Source organism: Pseudomonas folii, assembly GCF_014357575.1.
GTDB lineage: Bacteria > Pseudomonadota > Gammaproteobacteria > Pseudomonadales > Pseudomonadaceae > Aquipseudomonas > Aquipseudomonas folii.
The window spans coordinates 45,507-62,719 of the sequence record NZ_JACONW010000014.1 but is presented as its reverse complement, the minus strand read 5'-3'; the positions used below and the strand labels follow the sequence as shown (position 1 = coordinate 62,719).

The window sequence follows — 17,213 nt, the reverse complement described above, 5'->3', positions numbered from 1 at the left end:
CCCTAAGGTCGCCTTTGCTGTTGCGTCAAAAAAGGATTTAAGCCTTTTTATTGCGCACGTACAGCACCAAATTGTGATCCACCAAATCGAAACCGTGCCGCTCGACAATCGCCTTCTGGAGTTTTTCGATTTCTTCGTCGAAGAACTCGATCACTTCTCCGGATTCCACGTTGACCATATGGTCGTGGTGGCCTCCGTCAGCCAGTTCGAATACCGCATGTCCACCGTCGAAATTGTGGCGAACCACTAATCCGGCAGCTTCGAATTGGGTCAGGACACGGTAAACCGTGGCCAGTCCGACGTCCTCGCTAGCTTCCATCAGAGCCTTGTAAACATCCTCAGCACTCATGTGGCGCTGCTCGGCGGAATCGAGCATCTGTAGTATTTTGACCCGTGGCAGGGTCACTTTAAGTCCGGCTTTTCGTAGTTCGCTATTTTCAACCATGGTCAGCTTTCTCGCAGACGCTGCTTCGCAGCTTCTCTTAATGCAGGTATGATCGGGGTTTACGTTGTCCCAGCCAAGATAGTGGAAGTCGCCCACCGATGCAAAACACCAAGCTCCTGCTAACCAGTTTCACCCTTGTGGGACTGCTCGCACTCGCCGGTTGTTCATTCCCCGGGGTTTACAAAATCGACATCCAGCAAGGCAATGTCGTCACGCAGGACATGATAGACCAGTTAAGGCCGGGAATGACCCGACGGCAAGTACGGTTTATCATGGGCAACCCTCTGCTGACCGACACTTTCCATGCCGATCGCTGGGATTACCTGTACAGCTTGCAGCCTGGTGGCGGTGAACGTCAGCAAGAGCGTGTTTCGCTGATCTTCAACGGCAATGACCAATTGGTCAGCCTGTCGGGTGACTTCATGCCAGGCGTGAGCCGTGATGAAGCCATTCTTGGCAACGACGGTAATTCCACGGCCACGCCAGAGCAGCCAAAAGAAGAACCTGCCAAGCCAGGCTCGCTGCTTGATCAGATCCAGAAGGACGTCGACAAAGTCGAGACAGTCCCTGTTCCGACCCAGGAACCACTGGATGTGTCGCCGCAGTAAGCAATACTGCAGGCACAAAAAAGCCCGGCATGCCGGGCTTTTTGCTGTCTGTGATTCGCTGAAACGATGGGCCTAACGTTCGCTCGCCTGCCGAGCCTTGGCGGCCTTGGCGGCTCGCAAGCGCCGAACCTCCTTTGGATCAGCCAGCAGCGGACGATAGATCTCGATCCGGTCGCCATGCTCCAGCACACGCTCATGGCCGACAACTTTACCGAAGATGCCAACCGGGCAATGCTCGAGATCCAGCTCGGGAAACTCGCCACCGACGCCGGAGAGCAGCAGTGCCTGTTGAACAGTCGCCCCTGCAGGAACTTCAACAGCACGCAGCAGTTGCCGGTCCACACCGGCGTGCACCAGCTCAACGGTGATCATCGTCTCAGGCATGCAACTCTTTCGCTCGCTGACAGAACGCATCCACCAACGTATTAGCCGCCTGATTGAACAAAGGTCCAAGCGTGGCGCGAACGATTGGGCCTGCGTAATCGAAGGACAGATCGAGACTGATCTTGCAGGCTTTCTCGCCCAGCGCCTTGAATGTCCAGACGCCATGCAACTGCTCGAACGGCCCTTCAACCAGATCCATGATGATGGACTGCCCCGGCACCAGTGTGTTTTTCGTAACAAAATGCTGGCTCAGGCCGCCTTTGGCGATCTCCAGGCTGGCACGCATGTGCTCCTCGCTCGCCTCCAGCACTTTAGAGGCGGAGCACCAGGGCAAGAATTCCGAATAGCGCTCCACATCATTGACCAGGTCATAGAGAGCCTTGGCCGGATAGGGCAAAAGAGCGGAACGTTGAATATGCGTAGTCATGTCAGCGTCAATTCCAAAGCTGCGCGGCAGATACAACAAGAATGCCGAACGGCGCCACATAGCGCATCAAAAAAACGTCAAAGCAAGGAGCGCCAAGGCCCGTCACCCAACCTGCGGATACTGCGAACACACGTCACCGTGGTGAACAGCGTGATGAACAAATCGACCTGGCGAGCCAGCATCGGTTCGAATGAAATATTAGTCACCTTTGCTTCAGGACCCGAAACACGTCGCCTGAGCGGGCACATTGTCCGGGATTAAATCATCGTGCTCAAGCATGCGCTTCCCCATAGCCGACATCGCGGCGAGTCCCTATAATGCGTCGCCTATGGCTAAGCTCAAGAAACACCCTACAGGGACCATCGCGCAAAATAAAAAGGCGCGTCACGATTACTTCATCGAACACAAGTTCGAGGCCGGTCTGGTCCTGGCTGGTTGGGAAGTAAAAAGTCTGCGTGCCAACAAGGTACAGCTGGTCGACAGTTATGTGCTGCTCAAAGACGGTGAGGCCTGGCTAATGGGTAGCCATATCTCGCCGTTGACGACCGCCAGCACCCACGTCATCGCTGACCCGACACGCACCCGTAAACTGCTGCTGAACCAGCGCGAGCTTGAAAAGCTGACGTCGTCTGTACAGCAGAAAGGCTATGCCTGCGTAGCGCTTTCCCTTTACTGGAAGCAGCACTTGATCAAGTGCGAAATTGCTCTGGGTAAAGGTAAAAAGGAATACGACAAGCGCCACACCGAGCGTGAGCGTGATTCCGATCGCGAACTACAGCGTGCCGTGCGGACCAAGGGTAAGGATGATTAGGCTTAGCGCCTGATTCATTACTCTGCGAGGCTCTATTTGCAGGCGCGACCTCATGTCTGCCTGCAAATAGGGCCCTCGACGTGGGACCGGCTTTAGCCGGGAAGGCGACATTTCTGACGACACATTTTTAGTGACTGTAACGGCCTCTTCCCGGCTAAAGCCGGTCCCACGGCAGACGGGACAGCACAGACTAACCGCCCTACAGTTCTATCTCATCACATCCCATTACGCCGCTCAGCCCGAGCCGTGCGCTGCACCTGCAGCCGCACTTCTTCCAGCACTTCCTGCACATAAAGCAAATGGCGACTGGAAATATCGCGGGCATCGTCCGCGCGACCTTCAATAATGGCGGTGTATAACTCCCGGTGCTGACTGATCAGCATGTCGCGGGTTTCGCTGCGCTGTTTGTACATCCCGCCGATGTTAGTCACCACGTTACGCTTGAGCAGATCGAATAGCCCTCGGATGGTGTGCAGCAAAATCGCGTTATGACTGGCTTCAGCAATGGCCATGTGAAAGCTGGCATCCGCCGCGCCCTCCTCCGCTCGACTGACTTCCCCCTCACGCCCATAACAATCCTGCAACGTGTCGAACGCTAACCGCAGGCGCTCGCGATCCACATCCGTGGCGCGCATGGCGGCGTAATAGGCACAGGACGCCTCAAGCGTGTGGCGAAACTCAAGCAAGTCGCGCTGCGCATCCGGGCTGCTTTCCAGCAGATGCAGCAGCGGATCGCTGAAGGTGGACCCGATGTTCTCCACTACATAGTTGCCGCCGCCCTGACGGCTGGTCAACAAGCCCTTGGCGGTCAGTTTCTGGATCGCTTCGCGCAAGGAAGGTCGGGAAACACCAAATTGCTCGGCAAGCGCACGCTCGGCTGGCAGACGACCACCCGATTTAAGCGTGCCCTCAAGAATCATTCGTTCAAGCTGCTCGACAATATCGTCAGACAAACGGCGCTGACGCACCTGATCAAAGCCCATCACTTTCTCCACTTCCCCGATCATGCTGCCGGGCCCGCGTATTCTGGCTGATTGCAGCCCTTCAAGCACCCGCCAGATAGCGCCTAAGAAACCGTATCAACAGTGGATTTCACAGCGCCTGCTACGAAAGTCGTCCCACGGCAAATTGACACATCAATACCAAGGCTTCTACGCTAGCGATCAGACATTGTAAATTGGTATTACCAATTATCCAATGCCAGCGTCAGCGGCTACTCTCTACTGCGCTGCAAGTACCTTTCGGGATGACGAAAGGCTTGAACTGGTGAGCTGTGCGATTCGTTCGTCAGCATCGGCAAGACGTCCGCCAACCTGGGCGCCAGACCGAAGCCTCGCACGTAAGACACGGAATACCGGGCCTATCCAAAAACAATTAGGGGCCTCCCATATGCAAACCTGGCAACAGCTCTACACACCCTTGGGCAGTCTTGGCCTTTCGGCCGCCGCTGCACTCATACCCATCGTATTTTTCTTTCTGGCATTGGCCGTCTTCAGGCTCAAAGGGCACATCGCTGGCAGTATTACGCTGGCGTTATCGGTGCTGGTTGCGATCTTCGCGTTCCAGATGCCGGCTGGCATGGCGCTCGCGGCCGCTGGATATGGGTTTGCGTACGGGCTGTGGCCCATCGCCTGGATCATCGTGGCTGCGGTTTTCCTCTACAAACTGACGGTCAAAAGCGGACAGTTCGAGATCATCCGCAGCTCGGTCATGTCCATAACCGATGACCAACGCCTGCAAGTGCTGTTGATCGCGTTCTGTTTCGGGGCCTTTCTGGAAGGTGCGGCAGGCTTCGGCGCTCCCGTGGCAATTACCGCCGCCTTGCTGGTCGGCCTCGGCCTTAACCCGCTTTATGCGGCGGGGCTGTGCCTGATTGCTAATACCGCACCGGTTGCGTTCGGTGCCTTGGGGATTCCGGTGATTGTGGCGGGCCAGGTGTCAGGGATCGACCCATTCAAGATTGGCGCCATGGCGGGTCGGCAATTGCCTTTCCTGTCGGTGTTCGTGCCGTTCTGGCTGATGTTCATGATGGACGGCGTCAAAGGCGTCAAAGAAACCTGGCCCGCCGCACTGGTCGCAGGCTTGAGCTTCGGGATCACCCAATACCTGACCTCCAACTATATAGGCCCGGAACTGCCGGACATCACCTCGGCACTGGTCAGCATGGTCGCCCTGACCTTCTTCCTGAAAGTCTGGCAGCCGAAAAAAGCCGGGGAAACCGTGGTCAGCAGTTCGGGCGGCGCAGCGGTCATGGGCAACCCTGGCAGTTTCAATCAGCCGCGCTCCTCGGTTAAATCGCCCTACACCATGGGCCAGATCTTCAAGGCGTGGTCGCCGTTCCTGATTCTCACCGTGATGGTCACCATCTGGACGCTGAAGCCCTTCAAAGCGATGTTTCTGGCCGGTGGCGCCATGCAGGCGTGGACGATGAACATCCCGATTCCGTACCTCGACCAACTGGTGATGAAAACCGCGCCCATCGTCGCCAACGCCACAGCCATGCCTGCGGTGTACAAGTTCGATCTGATCGCGGCATCGGGTACGGCGATTCTGTTCTCCGCCATCCTCGCAATGATCGTGTTGCGGATTACCCCGAGCACCGGTCTGACAACGTTCAAAGAAACCCTCAAAGAATTGCGCTGGGCCATCGTGTCCATCGGCATGGTGCTGGCCTTTGCCTTTGTCATGAACTACTCGGGCATGTCCTCGACTCTCGCCCTGGTACTGGCCGGGACTGGCGCAGCCTTCCCGTTCTTCTCGCCATTCCTGGGTTGGCTGGGCGTGTTCCTGACCGGCTCGGACACCTCGTCGAACGCGTTGTTTGGCTCACTGCAAGCGACCACCGCGCATCAGGTGGGCGTCAGTGATGTGCTGATGGTCGCGGCCAACTCGACCGGCGGCGTGACGGGCAAGATGATTTCCCCGCAGTCCATCGCCGTTGCCTGCGCCGCAACCGGGTTGGTGGGCAAGGAATCGGACCTGTTCCGCTTCACCCTCAAGCACAGCATTTTCTTCGCCACCATCATCGGCTGCATGACCTACGCCCAGGCGTACTGGTTCACCGGCATGCTAGTGCACTGATGAAACAAGCGCCGGGTGCATTGAGCGCGCCCGGCTGCCCACCCACTCGAGTTGTGAGAGCCCATGATTATTTCCGCTTCCACTGACTACCGCGCAGCAGCGCAACGCAAGCTGCCGCCGTTCCTGTTTCACTACGCTGACGGCGGCGCTTACGCCGAGCACACTTTGCGCCACAACGTCTCGGACCTTGCCAGCATTGCCTTGCGTCAGCGCGTCCTGAAAAACATGTCCGAGCTGAATCTGGAAACCTCACTGTTCGGCGAAACCATGAGCATGCCCATGGCCCTGGCGCCCATCGGCCTGTGCGGCATGTACGCCCGCAGGGGCGAGGTTCAGGCAGCACGCGCAGCCGCCAGCAAAGGTATTCCGTTCACCTTGTCCACAGTGTCCGTCTGCCCGATTGAAGAAGTCGCACCAGCCATCGACCGCCCCATCTGGTTTCAGCTCTATGTGCTCAAGGATCGCGGCTTCATGCGCAACGCCCTGGAGCGCGCCAAAGCCGCCGGGGTCAAAACGCTGGTGTTCACCGTGGACATGCCGGTGCCCGGTGCACGCTATCGTGATGCCCATCACGGCATGAGCGGCGCAAACGGCCCGATGCGCCGCGTGCTGCAAGCCATGACCCATCCTCAATGGGCGTGGGACGTCGGCGTAAACGGCCGCCCCCACGACCTGGGCAACATCTCGACCTACCGTGGTAACCCGACCGGCCTTGCCGACTATATTGGTTGGCTGGGCAACAACTTCGATCCGTCCATTTCCTGGAAGGATCTGGAATGGATCCGCGACACCTGGGACGGCCCGATGCTGATCAAGGGCATTCTTGACCCGGAAGACGCCCGCGACGCTGTGAAATTCGGCGCTGACGGCATCATTGTGTCCAACCACGGCGGCCGCCAGCTCGACGGCGTGCTGTCCAGTGCTCGCGCCCTGCCCGCCATCGCCGACGCCGTGAAAGGCGACCTGAAGATCCTCGCTGACTCCGGCATTCGCAGCGGGCTGGACGTAGTACGGATGATCGCCCTGGGTGCGGACGCCGTGCTGATCGGCCGCGCGTTCATTTATGCCTTGGCCACCCACGGCGAGGCTGGCGTAAAGAACCTGCTCGACCTGTTTGAAAAAGAAATGCGCGTGGCCATGGTGCTGACCGGAGCCAAATCCATCAGCGAAATTTCCCGCGATTCCCTTGTCCGTGAATTGGGCGTCTGAACTCATGCATCACAACGTACGCGGCACGCCAGATGCCGCGACGTCGCTAATCCTGAAAACCTGAGCCCCTGACTGCCTGAGGAAGACCGCATGAGCCTCCCTGCTTCCTTCCTGACCGAAGCCCACCGCCTGATCCCCGCCAATCGCCGCTTCGACGATCCGCTTTCAACATTGGCCTTCGGCACCGACGCGAGTTTCTACCGGTTGATTCCCAAGCTGGTGATCCGCGTTGAATCCGAAGATGAAATGATCGCCTTACTCAAACTGGCCCATCGCGAAAACGTCCCGGTGACCTTTCGCGCCGCGGGCACCAGCCTCTCGGGCCAAGCCATCAGCGATTCAGTGCTATTGGTATTGGGCGACAACTGGAACGGCCGCGAAGTGCGCGACAACGGCACGCAAATCCGCCTGCAACCGGGTGTGATCGGTGCGCAAGCCAACGCCTGGCTCGCACCCTATGGCCGCAAGATCGGCCCGGACCCGGCGTCCATCAACGCCTGCAAAATCGGCGGCATCGTCGCCAACAACGCTAGCGGCATGTGCTGTGGCACCGCGCAAAATACTTACCACACTCTCGCAGGTATCCGCGTGATACTGGCCGACGGCACCCGCATCGACACCGAAGACCCGAACAGCGTCGCAGCCTTTCGCATCAGCCATGCAGACTTGCTGGAAGAGCTGGCCAGACTGGGCCGTGAAACCCGCGCCAACGCCGAGCTTGCTGCAAAAATCCGCCACAAATATCGCCTGAAAAACACCACCGGCCTGTCACTCAACGCCCTGGTGGATTTTGATGAGCCACTGGATATCCTCAGCCACCTATTGGTCGGTTCCGAGGGCACGCTGGGCTTTATCAGCGCAGTGACCTACGACACCGTCATCGACCATCCCAACAAAGCCTCAGCATTGATCGTCTTCCCGGACGTGGAGACCTGCTGCAACGCCGTCACGGTCCTGAAAGGCCAACCCGTGGCCGCCGTCGAACTGCTCGACCGACGCAGCATGCGCTCGGTGCAGGACAAACCCGGCATGCCCGCCTTCGTACGTGAACTGTCAGCAAATGCCTGCGCGCTGCTGATCGAGGCCCGCGCCGCGTCCCGACCTTTACTGCATGAACAGCTGGCGCAGATCATGGCCTCGCTAGCGTCTTTCCCAGTGGAGAAACAGGTCGATTTCACCGAAGACCCACTGGAAAACGCCCGTCTGTGGGCCATCCGCAAAGACACCTTCCCCGCCGTCGGCGCAGTCCGGCAAACCGGCACCACGGTGATCATCGAAGACGTGACCTTCCCCGTCGAACAACTGGCCATCGGCGTGCGTCGCCTGATCGCGCTGTTCGACAAACACCACTACGACGAAGCCATCCTGTTCGGCCATGCGCTGGAAGGTAACCTGCACTTCGTCTTCACCCAAGGCTTCAACAACCCAGAGGAAGTGGCTCGTTATCAGGCGTTCATGGAAGACGTCGCGCAACTGGTGGGGGTCGAATTCGGCGGCTCGCTCAAGGCCGAACACGGCACTGGCCGCAACATGGCGCCCTTCGTCGAACTGGAATGGGGCCACGACGCTTATCAATTGATGTGGCAACTCAAACGGCTGCTCGACCCCAACGGCATTCTCAACCCTGACGTGGTGCTGAGCACCGATCCGCAGATCCACCTCAAGCACCTGAAACCACTGCCCGCCGCCGACGAGATCATCGATAAATGCATCGAATGCGGTTTCTGCGAACCCGTGTGCCCTTCCAAAGGCCTGACCCTCAGCCCACGGCAGCGCATCGTCATCTGGCGCGACATTCAGGCGCGCAAACGTGCGGGCATCAACACCGACGAACTGGAAAAGGCTTATCACTATCAAGGCATCGAAACCTGCGCCGCCACCGGCCTGTGCGCGCAACGCTGCCCGGTGGGCATCAATACCGGCGAGCTGATCAAAAAGCTGCGCAGCCAGGAAGCCAGTCACGCACAGGCCGCAGACTGGATGGCCAATCACTTCAAAACCATACTGCAAGGTGCGCGCTTTACCCTGCACGCCGCCAATGGCGCGCGCATGCTGCTGGGTGCGCCAAGGCTGGCAAAAATATCCGCCGCACTGAGCAAAGCGTCTGCCGGGCGCGTGCCCCAGTGGTCCCCCGCCATGCCGCAGCCCGAACAAGCGATTCGTTTCAATCCGCCCATTGAGAATCAACGCCCGCGCGTGGTCTATCTGGCCGCCTGTGTGTCGCGAGTCATGGGCCCTGCTGCGGGTGATAAAGAACAAATGTCGCTGATGGACAAAACCCGTGGCCTGCTGGAAAAAGCCGGCTACCAAGTAGTGTTCCCCGACGATCAGGACAACCTGTGCTGCGGCCAGCCTTTTGCCTCAAAAGGTTACAAAGAACAGGCCGACGACAAGCGCCAGCAACTGCTCGCTGCACTGAGCAAAGCCAGTCGCGGCGGGCTCGATCCGATCTATTGCGACACCAGCCCGTGCACCTTGCGCCTGATGGAAAACCTCAAAGACACACGCCTGGATCTATACGATCCCGTACGTTTCATCCGCACGCATCTGCTCGACAAACTGACCTTCACACCCCAGCAAGAAGCCATCGCCGTACACGTCACCTGCAGCACCCAGCATCTGGGCGAAAGCCAGGCACTGATTGAGCTGGCGCGCCTGTGCAGCATGAACGTGGTCATCCCGGAAGGCATTCATTGCTGCGGCTTCGCGGGTGATAAAGGCTTCACGACGCCGGAGCTGAACGCCCACTCACTGCGCACCCTTAAAGACGCGGTCCAACACTGCAGCGAAGGCATCTCCACCAGCCGCACCTGCGAGATTGGCCTGTCGCAACATGGCGGGATCGACTACCACGGGCTGGTCTATCTGGTAGATCGCGTCACACAGGCGAAAATCGGCTGATCACGACACAGCAGCGGTAATCGCCCCATTTTGGTGCCTATATCGCGAAATATGGCTTTTTCACATGAGACTGTAAATTAAATAGAACCCCTGCGTTTGCGCACAGTCAGTCTAGTAAGCCCGCCAATCTGAGCCGGGCTTACTCACAGACCTCGGCGACGGGCCTCATCGACCGGCCATACCGAGTCCACAGGCGATAAAAGGAGATACACAATGAAGCGCACAGCACTCACTGGATTGTTCCTCACCGCTGCCCTGTTGGGTTCCCCGGCGTTCGCCGCCGATGACCTTTGTGGTGCCAACCTGCAGGCTCTGAAGGATGCGAATAAGTCGTCAGCGGCCAATCTGTCGACCGACACCAAGGCTGAAATCCAAAAAACCCACGACGAAGCACTGGCAGCTCAAAAAGCTGGCGACGAGAAAAAGTGTTTAGAGCTGACCACCCAGACCATCACCAAGCTGAAAAACACAGGCTCGTCTGCCGACGGTGCCAAGTAATACGCGTTTCGGCCAGCCCCATGGTTGGCCAAAACCGGATGCGACAGAAGGTCGACGCGAGGACCTCATTGGAGTACACTCCGCGGCCTGACTGCGAAAGCAGTCACCTGGGGCCGATTAGGATTCGACGCCGGTGATGAAACTTTAGGTGCATGCCGACTTGGTAACAGAAGTCGTAAATCCACTGTTGCAACTTTCTATAGTTGCCAATGACGATAACTACGGTGCTCAACTAGCTGCGTAAGCAGCCTAGCCCGCACTTCTGGTAGCTTCGGCTCCAGCAATCATTAGGGGATGTCTGTAAACCCGAAGTGATTGTCATATAGAACAGAATCGCCGTGCAGTACGCTGTGGACGAATCGGCTAAAACTTACACAGCTCGCCCAAAGCACCCTGCCCGTCGGGTCGCTGAGGGTTAACTTAATAGACACGGCTAAGCATGTAGGACCGACAGCGGAGTACTGGCGGACGGGGGTTCAAATCCCCCCGGCTCCACCAAATTCAGCAGTACAAAAAAGCACCTCGCGGCGACGCAGGTGCTTTTTTTGTGCCTTTTTTTACCTATCCTGGCTGTGAAATGACAACCTTCAAGAGGAATATGAGGTCAGCCCCTCCTTTACGCCTGTAGCACGGGGAGAGTAATCAGTGCATATTGCCACTACGAGCCAATTGGTGGCTCTAATGGAATAGAGTCCTCTAAAATGACCGCTGAAATCGCTATTATGAGCCGGACTGCCGTGGTTTTGGCGGCCGATAGTGCAACCACTGTTACTTCCTGGAAAGATGGTCAGCAAGAGCGCCGATACTTCAAAGGAGCAAACAAGCTCTTTGAACTCTCCCGTGCGGCCCCGGTAGGGCTCATGATTTACGGATCAGCAGGGTTGCAAGGTGTGCCATGGGAACTCGCAATCAAAGCTTTCCGAGACGATCTAGGTAACGAGCAGCACGATCGGCTAGAAGCCTACCCAACGAGGTTTTTTGACTTCGTCCAACATCACGACAGACTTTTCAGTGATGAGCTCAAAAACAACTCGATGATCACATTGATAGGGTCGGCTGCTTGGCGCCTTCACGAGCAGATAGCCACTGCCGCTGGACGAGAGCACATTCATGAACTTGAATCACTCACGGACGCTGAGCTGGAAGACGCCTTGGCGAAGGTCGAATCGGAGGTGGAGACATCCCCGCTGGACCCTCTTCTTACCGAGGCCGACATAGCCAGCGCGATCGCAAAGGCCGCAGCCGGTTTTATTGATGCCGCCGGCGATTCGATTCTTCTATTCATAAATCATGACTCTCGTAAGCCGCTAATTACCCGATTTGTTCACACTCTGATTCGTTTCGCGGTCAAAGATTTCTGCAAATTTGCGGATAGAACTGGCGTAGTAATTGCTGGCTACGGAAAAGATGACTATTTTCCGACGTTGGAGGTATTCGAGTGCTATGGTTTCCTTGGAGACAGATTGATTCTTGATCGTCAAGAGCCTAGGGTTATGGACGCTAGCTCACCAGCCGTGATCCAGCCGTTTGCAACCACCAGCATGATCGACACCTTCAGGATGGGGGTTGCGCCAGACGTATTCGGCGCGGTGTTTGACTCCACCCGTTCAGCTCTGGCCGATTTCGGCAAGAGAGTAATGGCTGAGTGCGGTGTGCCGGACAAGCTTGACGACCAGAGGTTAGTTGATATGGTGACAGAGGCGCGAGACGGTCACACCGACAAATGGTTTAAGGAAATCCGCAACCAGCATTTCTTTCCACTGTCGAATATCATACATTCGCTTCCCCTGCCCGACATGGCAGGGCTAGCCAAAAGCTTAATCGAGCTAGAATCGCTTAAGGAAAGGGTCACGAAGCCAAGTGAATCGGTATCGGGCCCAATTGATGTCGCGGTGATTAGCAAGCATGACGGTTTTGTCTGGATTGATCGTAAGCATTATTTCAAGCCCGAGCTCAACCCAAGATTTTTCAAACGACCAGAGTGATGGAGTAAAAATGACCTACTTTACGTCGCCCCTCCAGCCGGATGATCTGCTACTGGCTGCGAGAGATTCGCTCAGCCGTGAAAATCAGCAGATTCGTCCTGCGCGACTAAACCACCAAGAAGCGAAATCTGAGCAGTATTCGATTCTGTTGCAAAAACTGGACAGCAAACTCAGCGCACGAGAGATGCTTGAGTCATATTCTATGTGATGTCGTAAATGTCCAAAGCGCAAAGGCTTGCATCGATGCAGGCCTTTGTTGTTTCTGTGGACATGCAGTTGCCTGTAAATAATTCTAGACAGCTAAACTGCTGACTTTTCTCGTCCTCCCATCAAAGTACGCAAAGTTCGGACAGGCCTTTTCAACGTCTGTTTCTCCGCTCATGAACCTGAAGAAATCAAGCAGGGGCATTATCCGCACATCTTATATCGATACGGCGGATCTGCTTGATGAGTTTGGCGAGACACCCACTCGGGGCGAGCATGTGAAGTTGTGAATCCCCTCCCTTTTATTTCATAGACTGTCACGTCCCCCAAACCTCGCGCCGCCCCACTGATCACAACCCCGCATTCCAAACTTATCCTTGCTCGCCCCTCCACACCCCGCTACCCTTCCTCCCGCCGCTGCCAATTCAGCGGCCTGGGTGTAGGAACCCGGAACTATCTAGGTATGCACATGCCAACCGTTACGACTGGAAGAACGTGGTTCTTTTCCCGGTCAATCATGGTGGCTGTGCGTGGGCACGCTTCGGCGTGGCCGGGTTCCTAGAGTTCCGGTATTCCTACCCTGCGCACAGCTGCCACCCAAAGCCCGTAGGAAGGCCTCTGGCAGCTCCATTACTCCAGGAGCTCAACATGACGAATCACCAATCCCTTGAACAACTGCTCAATGACACAGACGAGCTGCTTCGCTGCGCCAAGGCGACGGCTTACGAAAGCGCCGACAGCCTGAACGGCAGTCAGCGTGATCATGCATTTTCAGTGGTGCATTTGATTGAAATGGCGCGATGCAAGATGGAAGACGCTGTGAAGTTCAGCCACAGCGTTCCTTGCCCGTGAGACGCTGCGTAAACAAAAACTAAACAGTTTCCAGCGCTGTGAGCTGTCTACGTCTGCGGACGCTATGGACAGCTCTCAATCTTTCACCTCAGCGCTGAGTTCTAACTCGCAAGATCGCCAATAAAGCAGCCGCTATTTGCATCGTTGCCGCCAGCATGAGGATGGGTTTGAAACCCGCTACGGGGTTAATCAGGCTGGCGACTACAGCGCGAAAATCGGGGTCAGACCACCTTTGTTCTAAACGTGCTCTGACCCCAAGTTTTTCAAGGCTATTCACCACCCACAAGCTACGCCACTTTCACCGCACGGCATCCTTCGGTAATCCTGTCTGCGGATCCAACCCCTTGGCTTTGGCCATGCTGGCCATTAACGTCTCCGACGGAGCCTCCTGCGGTGCGAGCTGCTCTTTCTTCCACTGAAAGGTCCCGTCCCATTCGGGCAGCGCTGCAGGAGGCAGCGGCACAATTTGGTTCAGTTCGGGCACGCGCGGGTCGAATTTTTGCTCATCGATCAAGAAAATACGGATCTTCTCGTATCGTTCATAACGCGCGGCGTCACTCTTCATTCCTAGTGTTTCAGGCCCGCTCGCTTTCTCGTTAAAAGCATCCACAAGTCTGGCTGCAGCAGCAGTTTCCCCCATCATTACTGCTTGCTGGAATCCCGCCATCGCTTCGGCGTAGTGCCGGTCTTTGGCTTGTTTGATGGCAAGCTCGTACATCGCACCACCGTGTCCTTGCTGGGCGGCACAGCGGTAGAGCGGCAACGCGAATGCGATGTCCTTGGCCTTCGCCCCGAATGCCTTGGACATTGCGATCGAGTTGACGTCGAGATACTCGGCCAGTCGGTGCTGCGCCTGGGCATTGCCCAGGTCCGCTGCCTTGCGATACAGGGTTAATGCCTCGGTAAGATTCCATGCCTGGGCATACATAGCGGCCTGGAGCAGGTAACCTCGCGACGGATACTGCTGTGTGAGCAGCGTCGTCAGGCGGTCGCTCTCTTTCTGGCGATTGCGGCGAAGTTCAGTGACAACACCGTCGTAGCTGTCATCGATCAACTTCCACTGTAGGGACCTCAATGCCTCGGTCGCATCGGCGTTTCCATACGCGGACGCGATACGGTAATAGCGACTGATGCGATTGAATTCATCGAGACTCCCACTCGTGTAATCCCCCTCGCGCAACGATTCAAGATGGCGAGCGTAGAGGAATAAACGTTGTGCATCTGAATCCTGAGGCACGACCGAGGGACCCGTATCCTGCGTACACACGAAGTCTGTGCGTATACCGCTGGCCTCGATCGGCGATTCCTTTCCAACGGTCACGTTAGACCAAATCGCTAGCAACGATGCAAACAGCCCAGCTTGTATCACCTTCATAGGAACATTCCTTTCCATCCTTTGGTTTTTTGGTCGATATGAATGGGGCCGCTATTCCAGCCTCCCACCGTGTTCCCTTGCGTGCTTGATGTCTCTCGACGGCGGGGCTCCGAAACGTCGGGTGTATTCGCGGCTGAATTGGGCGACGCTTTCATAACCGACCCGCAGCGCGGCGGTGTTCACGTCTACCCTGTCGGTCAACATCAGGCTGCGTGCAGCTTGCAGCCGTAACGACTTTTGATATTGAACAGGGCTGGTGCCGGTCAGTTTGCGGAAGTTGTGATGCAGAGTGGAGCTGGCCATTCCTGATCGTTCGGCGAGTTCGGCCACGTGAAGCGGCTTTTCGTAATGGAGTTTCAACCATTCAATGGCTCTGACGATGCCTTTATCTCGATGACCATCGCGGGTGACACTGCGCAACCACTGGCCCGCACTGCTCAGCAGCAGTCGGACGCATATCTCTCGCTTGATAAGGTCCGACATCAAGCCAGCTTCAAGTGGCTGCTCAATCAGTGTGGCGAGGCGAGTGAATGCGTCGAGCATCTCGCTTGATGCCATTCCAGATGCGAAGCCCCGAGCTTGAGAAGGCACGTCCTGTCTGGAAGGTGCCTGCATCTGGATGACTTCGTTAAGCAAGGCCAGGTCGAGCTTCAGCACGATGGATAAATAAGGTGTCTGCTCGCTCGCAGCGGTCACGCGAGCCAGTGTCGGAATGTCGACCGATGTGACAAAGAACGTTCCCTGCCCAAAATCACAGGCCTCTTCACCGAACGTGATTTCCTTCGCCCCCTGCAGAATGATTGCCACGCAAGGCTCATAAATGCAGTAAGTGGGCGTGCCCAATTCAGCCATTCGGTAGAAGGTCAGGTCTGGAATCGACGTCTTGCAGATCTCGTTCAGACCGATCTGCCGGGTGACTTTTTCGACAAGCCGTCCGAGTGACTGGAGACGCTCGTTGGGCTCAACGGATTCGCGCGAGACAAGGGAGTGTGCATGGTCGAAACCGAATTGCGAGAGAGAACCGCTCGTCATCACATGCGCCCCAGTTAATGGAAGGTTGGAGTCTGCTGAGAGTGCATGCTCAGCACAAGCCTATCGGCAGGATTATGCATAAACAATGGCGATTTAGGGTCACTCGCCTATCCCTCGTTGCTCTAATTTCTATCGCGAATATCGGCTTCGATGAGCCCGTAGAACTTCAGCCGCGAACGGAGTGCTGTATGGACAGACGAGATTTTCTTACCTATTCGGCAGCGGGCGCAGTAGCAGCCGCTTTGTTACCGGCATCGAGTATCGCCAGTTCGCTGGCTACAGCGCCCGCGCCCTCCCCGCTGACGGAGCGTGGAAGCGTAATGCGTACAGAAGGGCGGATTGTGCGCGCAGACCTGCCCTTCAATTCGCCCTCGCATAAGATGCGTTACATGACCCCGCAACGCTTCGGTATGGGCGGGACGCAGATCGGCAATATCTTTGCACCCATCCGTGACGAGCAGGCGAATTCCGTTTTGCAGGCGGCCTGGAATGCCGGCGTAAGGCTGTATGACACCTCGCCGTTCTACGGGTTTGGCCTGAGTGAATATCGTCTGGGCCGTTTTCTACGCGGTAAAAATCCAGCCGATTATGTGATCTCCACCAAAGTCGGCCGAGTGTTGACGGCGGCGGGTGGCGTGCGCGCGGATCATGCCATCTGGAAGTCACCCGCGCCCTTCAACTATCGGTATGACTACACCGCAGCGGGTACGCGTCGCTCTGTGGAAGACAGCCTGCAGCGATTGGGCCTGCCGCGTATCGATATCGTCTTTATCCATGACCTTTCGCCCGACAACACTGAACTGGAAGGCGGATGGGAGGCGGCGTATCAAGTGGCGCGCACAGGGGCAATGGTCGAGCTTGAAAAGATGCGGGCCGAGGGGTTAATCAAGGCATGGGGCTTCGGTGTCAATACGCCGAATGCTGTGGTTCAGGCGCTGACACGCGATGATCCGACTCCGGATATCGTGCTGCTCGCCTGCCAATACTCTCTTCTCGACCACCGCGATGCGTTGCGTAACACCTTTCCCACATTGAAAAGCAAGGGCACGAGTGTCGTGGTTGGAACGCCCCTGAATGATGGGTTCCTGGGAGGACGTAGCCGATACAACTTCAGCCCGGATATACCCGCTGGTGCGGTAGAAAAGCGTGCGCGAATAATGGCGGTGGCCAGTCAACATGGTATCGACATTCATACGGCCGCCTTGCAGTTCGCCGCAGCGCATCCGCAAGTGTCTGCAATCATTCCGGGGGCGCGCTCGCCGGGGCAGATCATTGCCAATGTGCAGGCGATGAAGGTCGGCATTCCTGCAGCCTTTTGGGAAGACCTGAAAAGCCAGAGCCTGATTGATGCTGAAGCGCCGGTTCCGTCCTGAGTCAGGTAACCGCACTCTCCACTTGAGA

16 protein-coding genes and 1 other RNA gene are annotated in these 17,213 nt (G+C 56.8%); 11 read left to right on the top strand and 6 right to left on the bottom strand.

Annotated elements, in window-relative coordinates:
* Positions 1 to 37: 37 nt before the first annotated feature.
* Positions 38 to 445 (bottom strand): ferric iron uptake transcriptional regulator, encoded by a 408-nt coding sequence (gene fur, locus H8S59_RS05425; RefSeq protein ID WP_002555142.1) that lies wholly within the window; start codon positions 443 to 445, stop codon positions 38 to 40.
* A gap of 98 nt (positions 446 to 543) precedes the next feature.
* Here fur and H8S59_RS05420 point away from each other — a divergent pair, with 98 nt between their 5' ends.
* Positions 544 to 1,053 (top strand): outer membrane protein assembly factor BamE, encoded by a 510-nt coding sequence (locus H8S59_RS05420; RefSeq protein WP_095098333.1) that lies wholly within the window; start codon positions 544 to 546, stop codon positions 1,051 to 1,053.
* 72 nt (positions 1,054 to 1,125) lie between these two features.
* Here H8S59_RS05420 and H8S59_RS05415 read toward each other — a convergent pair whose 3' ends face one another.
* Together H8S59_RS05415 and H8S59_RS05410 are read right to left on the bottom strand one after the other, a co-directional pair.
* On the bottom strand, positions 1,126 to 1,437 hold the full coding sequence (locus H8S59_RS05415; protein WP_187520744.1) for an RnfH family protein: 312 nt from the start codon (positions 1,435 to 1,437) through the stop codon (positions 1,126 to 1,128).
* Positions 1,430 to 1,864 carry a type II toxin-antitoxin system RatA family toxin gene (locus tag H8S59_RS05410; RefSeq protein ID WP_095098659.1) on the bottom strand — a complete coding sequence of 145 codons (435 nt, stop codon included), beginning with the start codon at positions 1,862 to 1,864 and terminating at the stop codon, positions 1,430 to 1,432. The genes H8S59_RS05415 and H8S59_RS05410 overlap by 8 nt, the downstream gene beginning before the upstream one ends.
* A gap of 328 nt (positions 1,865 to 2,192) precedes the next feature.
* Between H8S59_RS05410 and smpB the strand changes: the two genes are divergently transcribed.
* Entirely contained in the window at positions 2,193 to 2,675 is a 483-nt protein-coding gene (gene smpB, locus H8S59_RS05405; RefSeq protein WP_027901440.1) for an SsrA-binding protein SmpB, read from the top strand.
* A 215-nt stretch (positions 2,676 to 2,890) separates the two neighbouring features.
* Here the strand turns inward: smpB and H8S59_RS05400 are convergent, their stop codons facing one another.
* A complete protein-coding gene (locus H8S59_RS05400) occupies positions 2,891 to 3,658 on the bottom strand; it encodes a GntR family transcriptional regulator (protein WP_187520745.1) in 768 nt (255 codons plus the stop codon).
* A 406-nt stretch (positions 3,659 to 4,064) separates the two neighbouring features.
* Between H8S59_RS05400 and H8S59_RS05395 the strand changes: the two genes are divergently transcribed.
* From H8S59_RS05395 to H8S59_RS05360, 8 genes are all read left to right on the top strand, one after another.
* The gene (locus H8S59_RS05395; protein ID WP_187520743.1) at positions 4,065 to 5,756 is read left to right on the top strand and encodes a lactate permease LctP family transporter; all 1,692 of its coding nucleotides are present in this window, start codon (positions 4,065 to 4,067) and stop codon (positions 5,754 to 5,756) included.
* 63 nt (positions 5,757 to 5,819) lie between these two features.
* The gene (lldD, locus tag H8S59_RS05390) at positions 5,820 to 6,965 is read left to right on the top strand and encodes an FMN-dependent L-lactate dehydrogenase LldD (RefSeq protein ID WP_027901437.1); all 1,146 of its coding nucleotides are present in this window, start codon (positions 5,820 to 5,822) and stop codon (positions 6,963 to 6,965) included.
* A 90-nt stretch (positions 6,966 to 7,055) separates the two neighbouring features.
* Positions 7,056 to 9,866, top strand: a complete 2,811-nt coding sequence (locus H8S59_RS05385) for an FAD-binding and (Fe-S)-binding domain-containing protein (RefSeq protein WP_187520742.1) — start codon at positions 7,056 to 7,058, stop codon at positions 9,864 to 9,866.
* 213 nt (positions 9,867 to 10,079) lie between these two features.
* Positions 10,080 to 10,364: a hypothetical protein gene (locus tag H8S59_RS05380; protein WP_187520741.1), complete on the top strand. Its 285-nt coding sequence runs from the start codon at positions 10,080 to 10,082 to the stop codon at positions 10,362 to 10,364.
* A 109-nt stretch (positions 10,365 to 10,473) separates the two neighbouring features.
* Positions 10,474 to 10,862: a transfer-messenger RNA gene (ssrA, locus tag H8S59_RS05375) on the top strand.
* 203 nt (positions 10,863 to 11,065) lie between these two features.
* Positions 11,066 to 12,349, top strand: coding sequence for a hypothetical protein (locus H8S59_RS05370; RefSeq protein WP_187520740.1), 1,284 nt, complete (start codon positions 11,066 to 11,068; stop codon positions 12,347 to 12,349).
* A 10-nt stretch (positions 12,350 to 12,359) separates the two neighbouring features.
* Positions 12,360 to 12,557 (top strand): hypothetical protein, encoded by a 198-nt coding sequence (locus H8S59_RS05365; RefSeq protein WP_187520739.1) that lies wholly within the window; start codon positions 12,360 to 12,362, stop codon positions 12,555 to 12,557.
* A 644-nt stretch (positions 12,558 to 13,201) separates the two neighbouring features.
* Positions 13,202 to 13,405 (top strand): DUF6124 family protein, encoded by a 204-nt coding sequence (locus tag H8S59_RS05360; protein WP_187520738.1) that lies wholly within the window; start codon positions 13,202 to 13,204, stop codon positions 13,403 to 13,405.
* A gap of 298 nt (positions 13,406 to 13,703) precedes the next feature.
* Here H8S59_RS05360 and H8S59_RS05355 read toward each other — a convergent pair whose 3' ends face one another.
* Together H8S59_RS05355 and H8S59_RS05350 are read right to left on the bottom strand one after the other, a co-directional pair.
* Positions 13,704 to 14,780, bottom strand: a complete 1,077-nt coding sequence (locus H8S59_RS05355; protein ID WP_187520737.1) for an SEL1-like repeat protein — start codon at positions 14,778 to 14,780, stop codon at positions 13,704 to 13,706.
* A gap of 51 nt (positions 14,781 to 14,831) precedes the next feature.
* Entirely contained in the window at positions 14,832 to 15,812 is a 981-nt protein-coding gene (locus tag H8S59_RS05350; protein WP_187520736.1) for an AraC family transcriptional regulator, read from the bottom strand.
* 188 nt (positions 15,813 to 16,000) lie between these two features.
* Here H8S59_RS05350 and H8S59_RS05345 point away from each other — a divergent pair, with 188 nt between their 5' ends.
* The gene (locus tag H8S59_RS05345) at positions 16,001 to 17,185 is read left to right on the top strand and encodes an aldo/keto reductase (protein WP_187520735.1); all 1,185 of its coding nucleotides are present in this window, start codon (positions 16,001 to 16,003) and stop codon (positions 17,183 to 17,185) included.
* Positions 17,186 to 17,213: the final 28 nt, after the last annotated feature.

Excerpts from the sequence above, each read along its gene's own strand:
- H8S59_RS05395 (WP_187520743.1), top strand. The coding sequence starts at position 4,065 with ATGCAAACCTGGCAACAGCTCTACACACCCTTGGGCAGTCTTGGCCTT.
- H8S59_RS05400 (WP_187520745.1), bottom strand. The coding sequence starts at position 3,658 with ATGGGCTTTGATCAGGTGCGTCAGCGCCGTTTGTCTGACGATATTGTC.
- H8S59_RS05365 (WP_187520739.1), top strand. The coding sequence starts at position 12,360 with ATGACCTACTTTACGTCGCCCCTCCAGCCGGATGATCTGCTACTGGCT.
- H8S59_RS05345 (WP_187520735.1), top strand. The coding sequence starts at position 16,001 with ATGGACAGACGAGATTTTCTTACCTATTCGGCAGCGGGCGCAGTAGCA.
- H8S59_RS05350 (WP_187520736.1), bottom strand. The coding sequence starts at position 15,812 with ATGACGAGCGGTTCTCTCTCGCAATTCGGTTTCGACCATGCACACTCC.
- H8S59_RS05370 (WP_187520740.1), top strand. The coding sequence starts at position 11,066 with ATGACCGCTGAAATCGCTATTATGAGCCGGACTGCCGTGGTTTTGGCG.
- fur (WP_002555142.1), bottom strand. The coding sequence starts at position 445 with ATGGTTGAAAATAGCGAACTACGAAAAGCCGGACTTAAAGTGACCCTG.
- H8S59_RS05420 (WP_095098333.1), top strand. The coding sequence starts at position 544 with ATGCAAAACACCAAGCTCCTGCTAACCAGTTTCACCCTTGTGGGACTG.
- lldD (WP_027901437.1), top strand. The coding sequence starts at position 5,820 with ATGATTATTTCCGCTTCCACTGACTACCGCGCAGCAGCGCAACGCAAG.
- H8S59_RS05415 (WP_187520744.1), bottom strand. The coding sequence starts at position 1,437 with ATGCCTGAGACGATGATCACCGTTGAGCTGGTGCACGCCGGTGTGGAC.
- H8S59_RS05385 (WP_187520742.1), top strand. The coding sequence starts at position 7,056 with ATGAGCCTCCCTGCTTCCTTCCTGACCGAAGCCCACCGCCTGATCCCC.
- H8S59_RS05380 (WP_187520741.1), top strand. The coding sequence starts at position 10,080 with ATGAAGCGCACAGCACTCACTGGATTGTTCCTCACCGCTGCCCTGTTG.
- H8S59_RS05360 (WP_187520738.1), top strand. The coding sequence starts at position 13,202 with ATGACGAATCACCAATCCCTTGAACAACTGCTCAATGACACAGACGAG.
- smpB (WP_027901440.1), top strand. The coding sequence starts at position 2,193 with ATGGCTAAGCTCAAGAAACACCCTACAGGGACCATCGCGCAAAATAAA.
- H8S59_RS05410 (WP_095098659.1), bottom strand. The coding sequence starts at position 1,864 with ATGACTACGCATATTCAACGTTCCGCTCTTTTGCCCTATCCGGCCAAG.
- H8S59_RS05355 (WP_187520737.1), bottom strand. The coding sequence starts at position 14,780 with ATGAAGGTGATACAAGCTGGGCTGTTTGCATCGTTGCTAGCGATTTGG.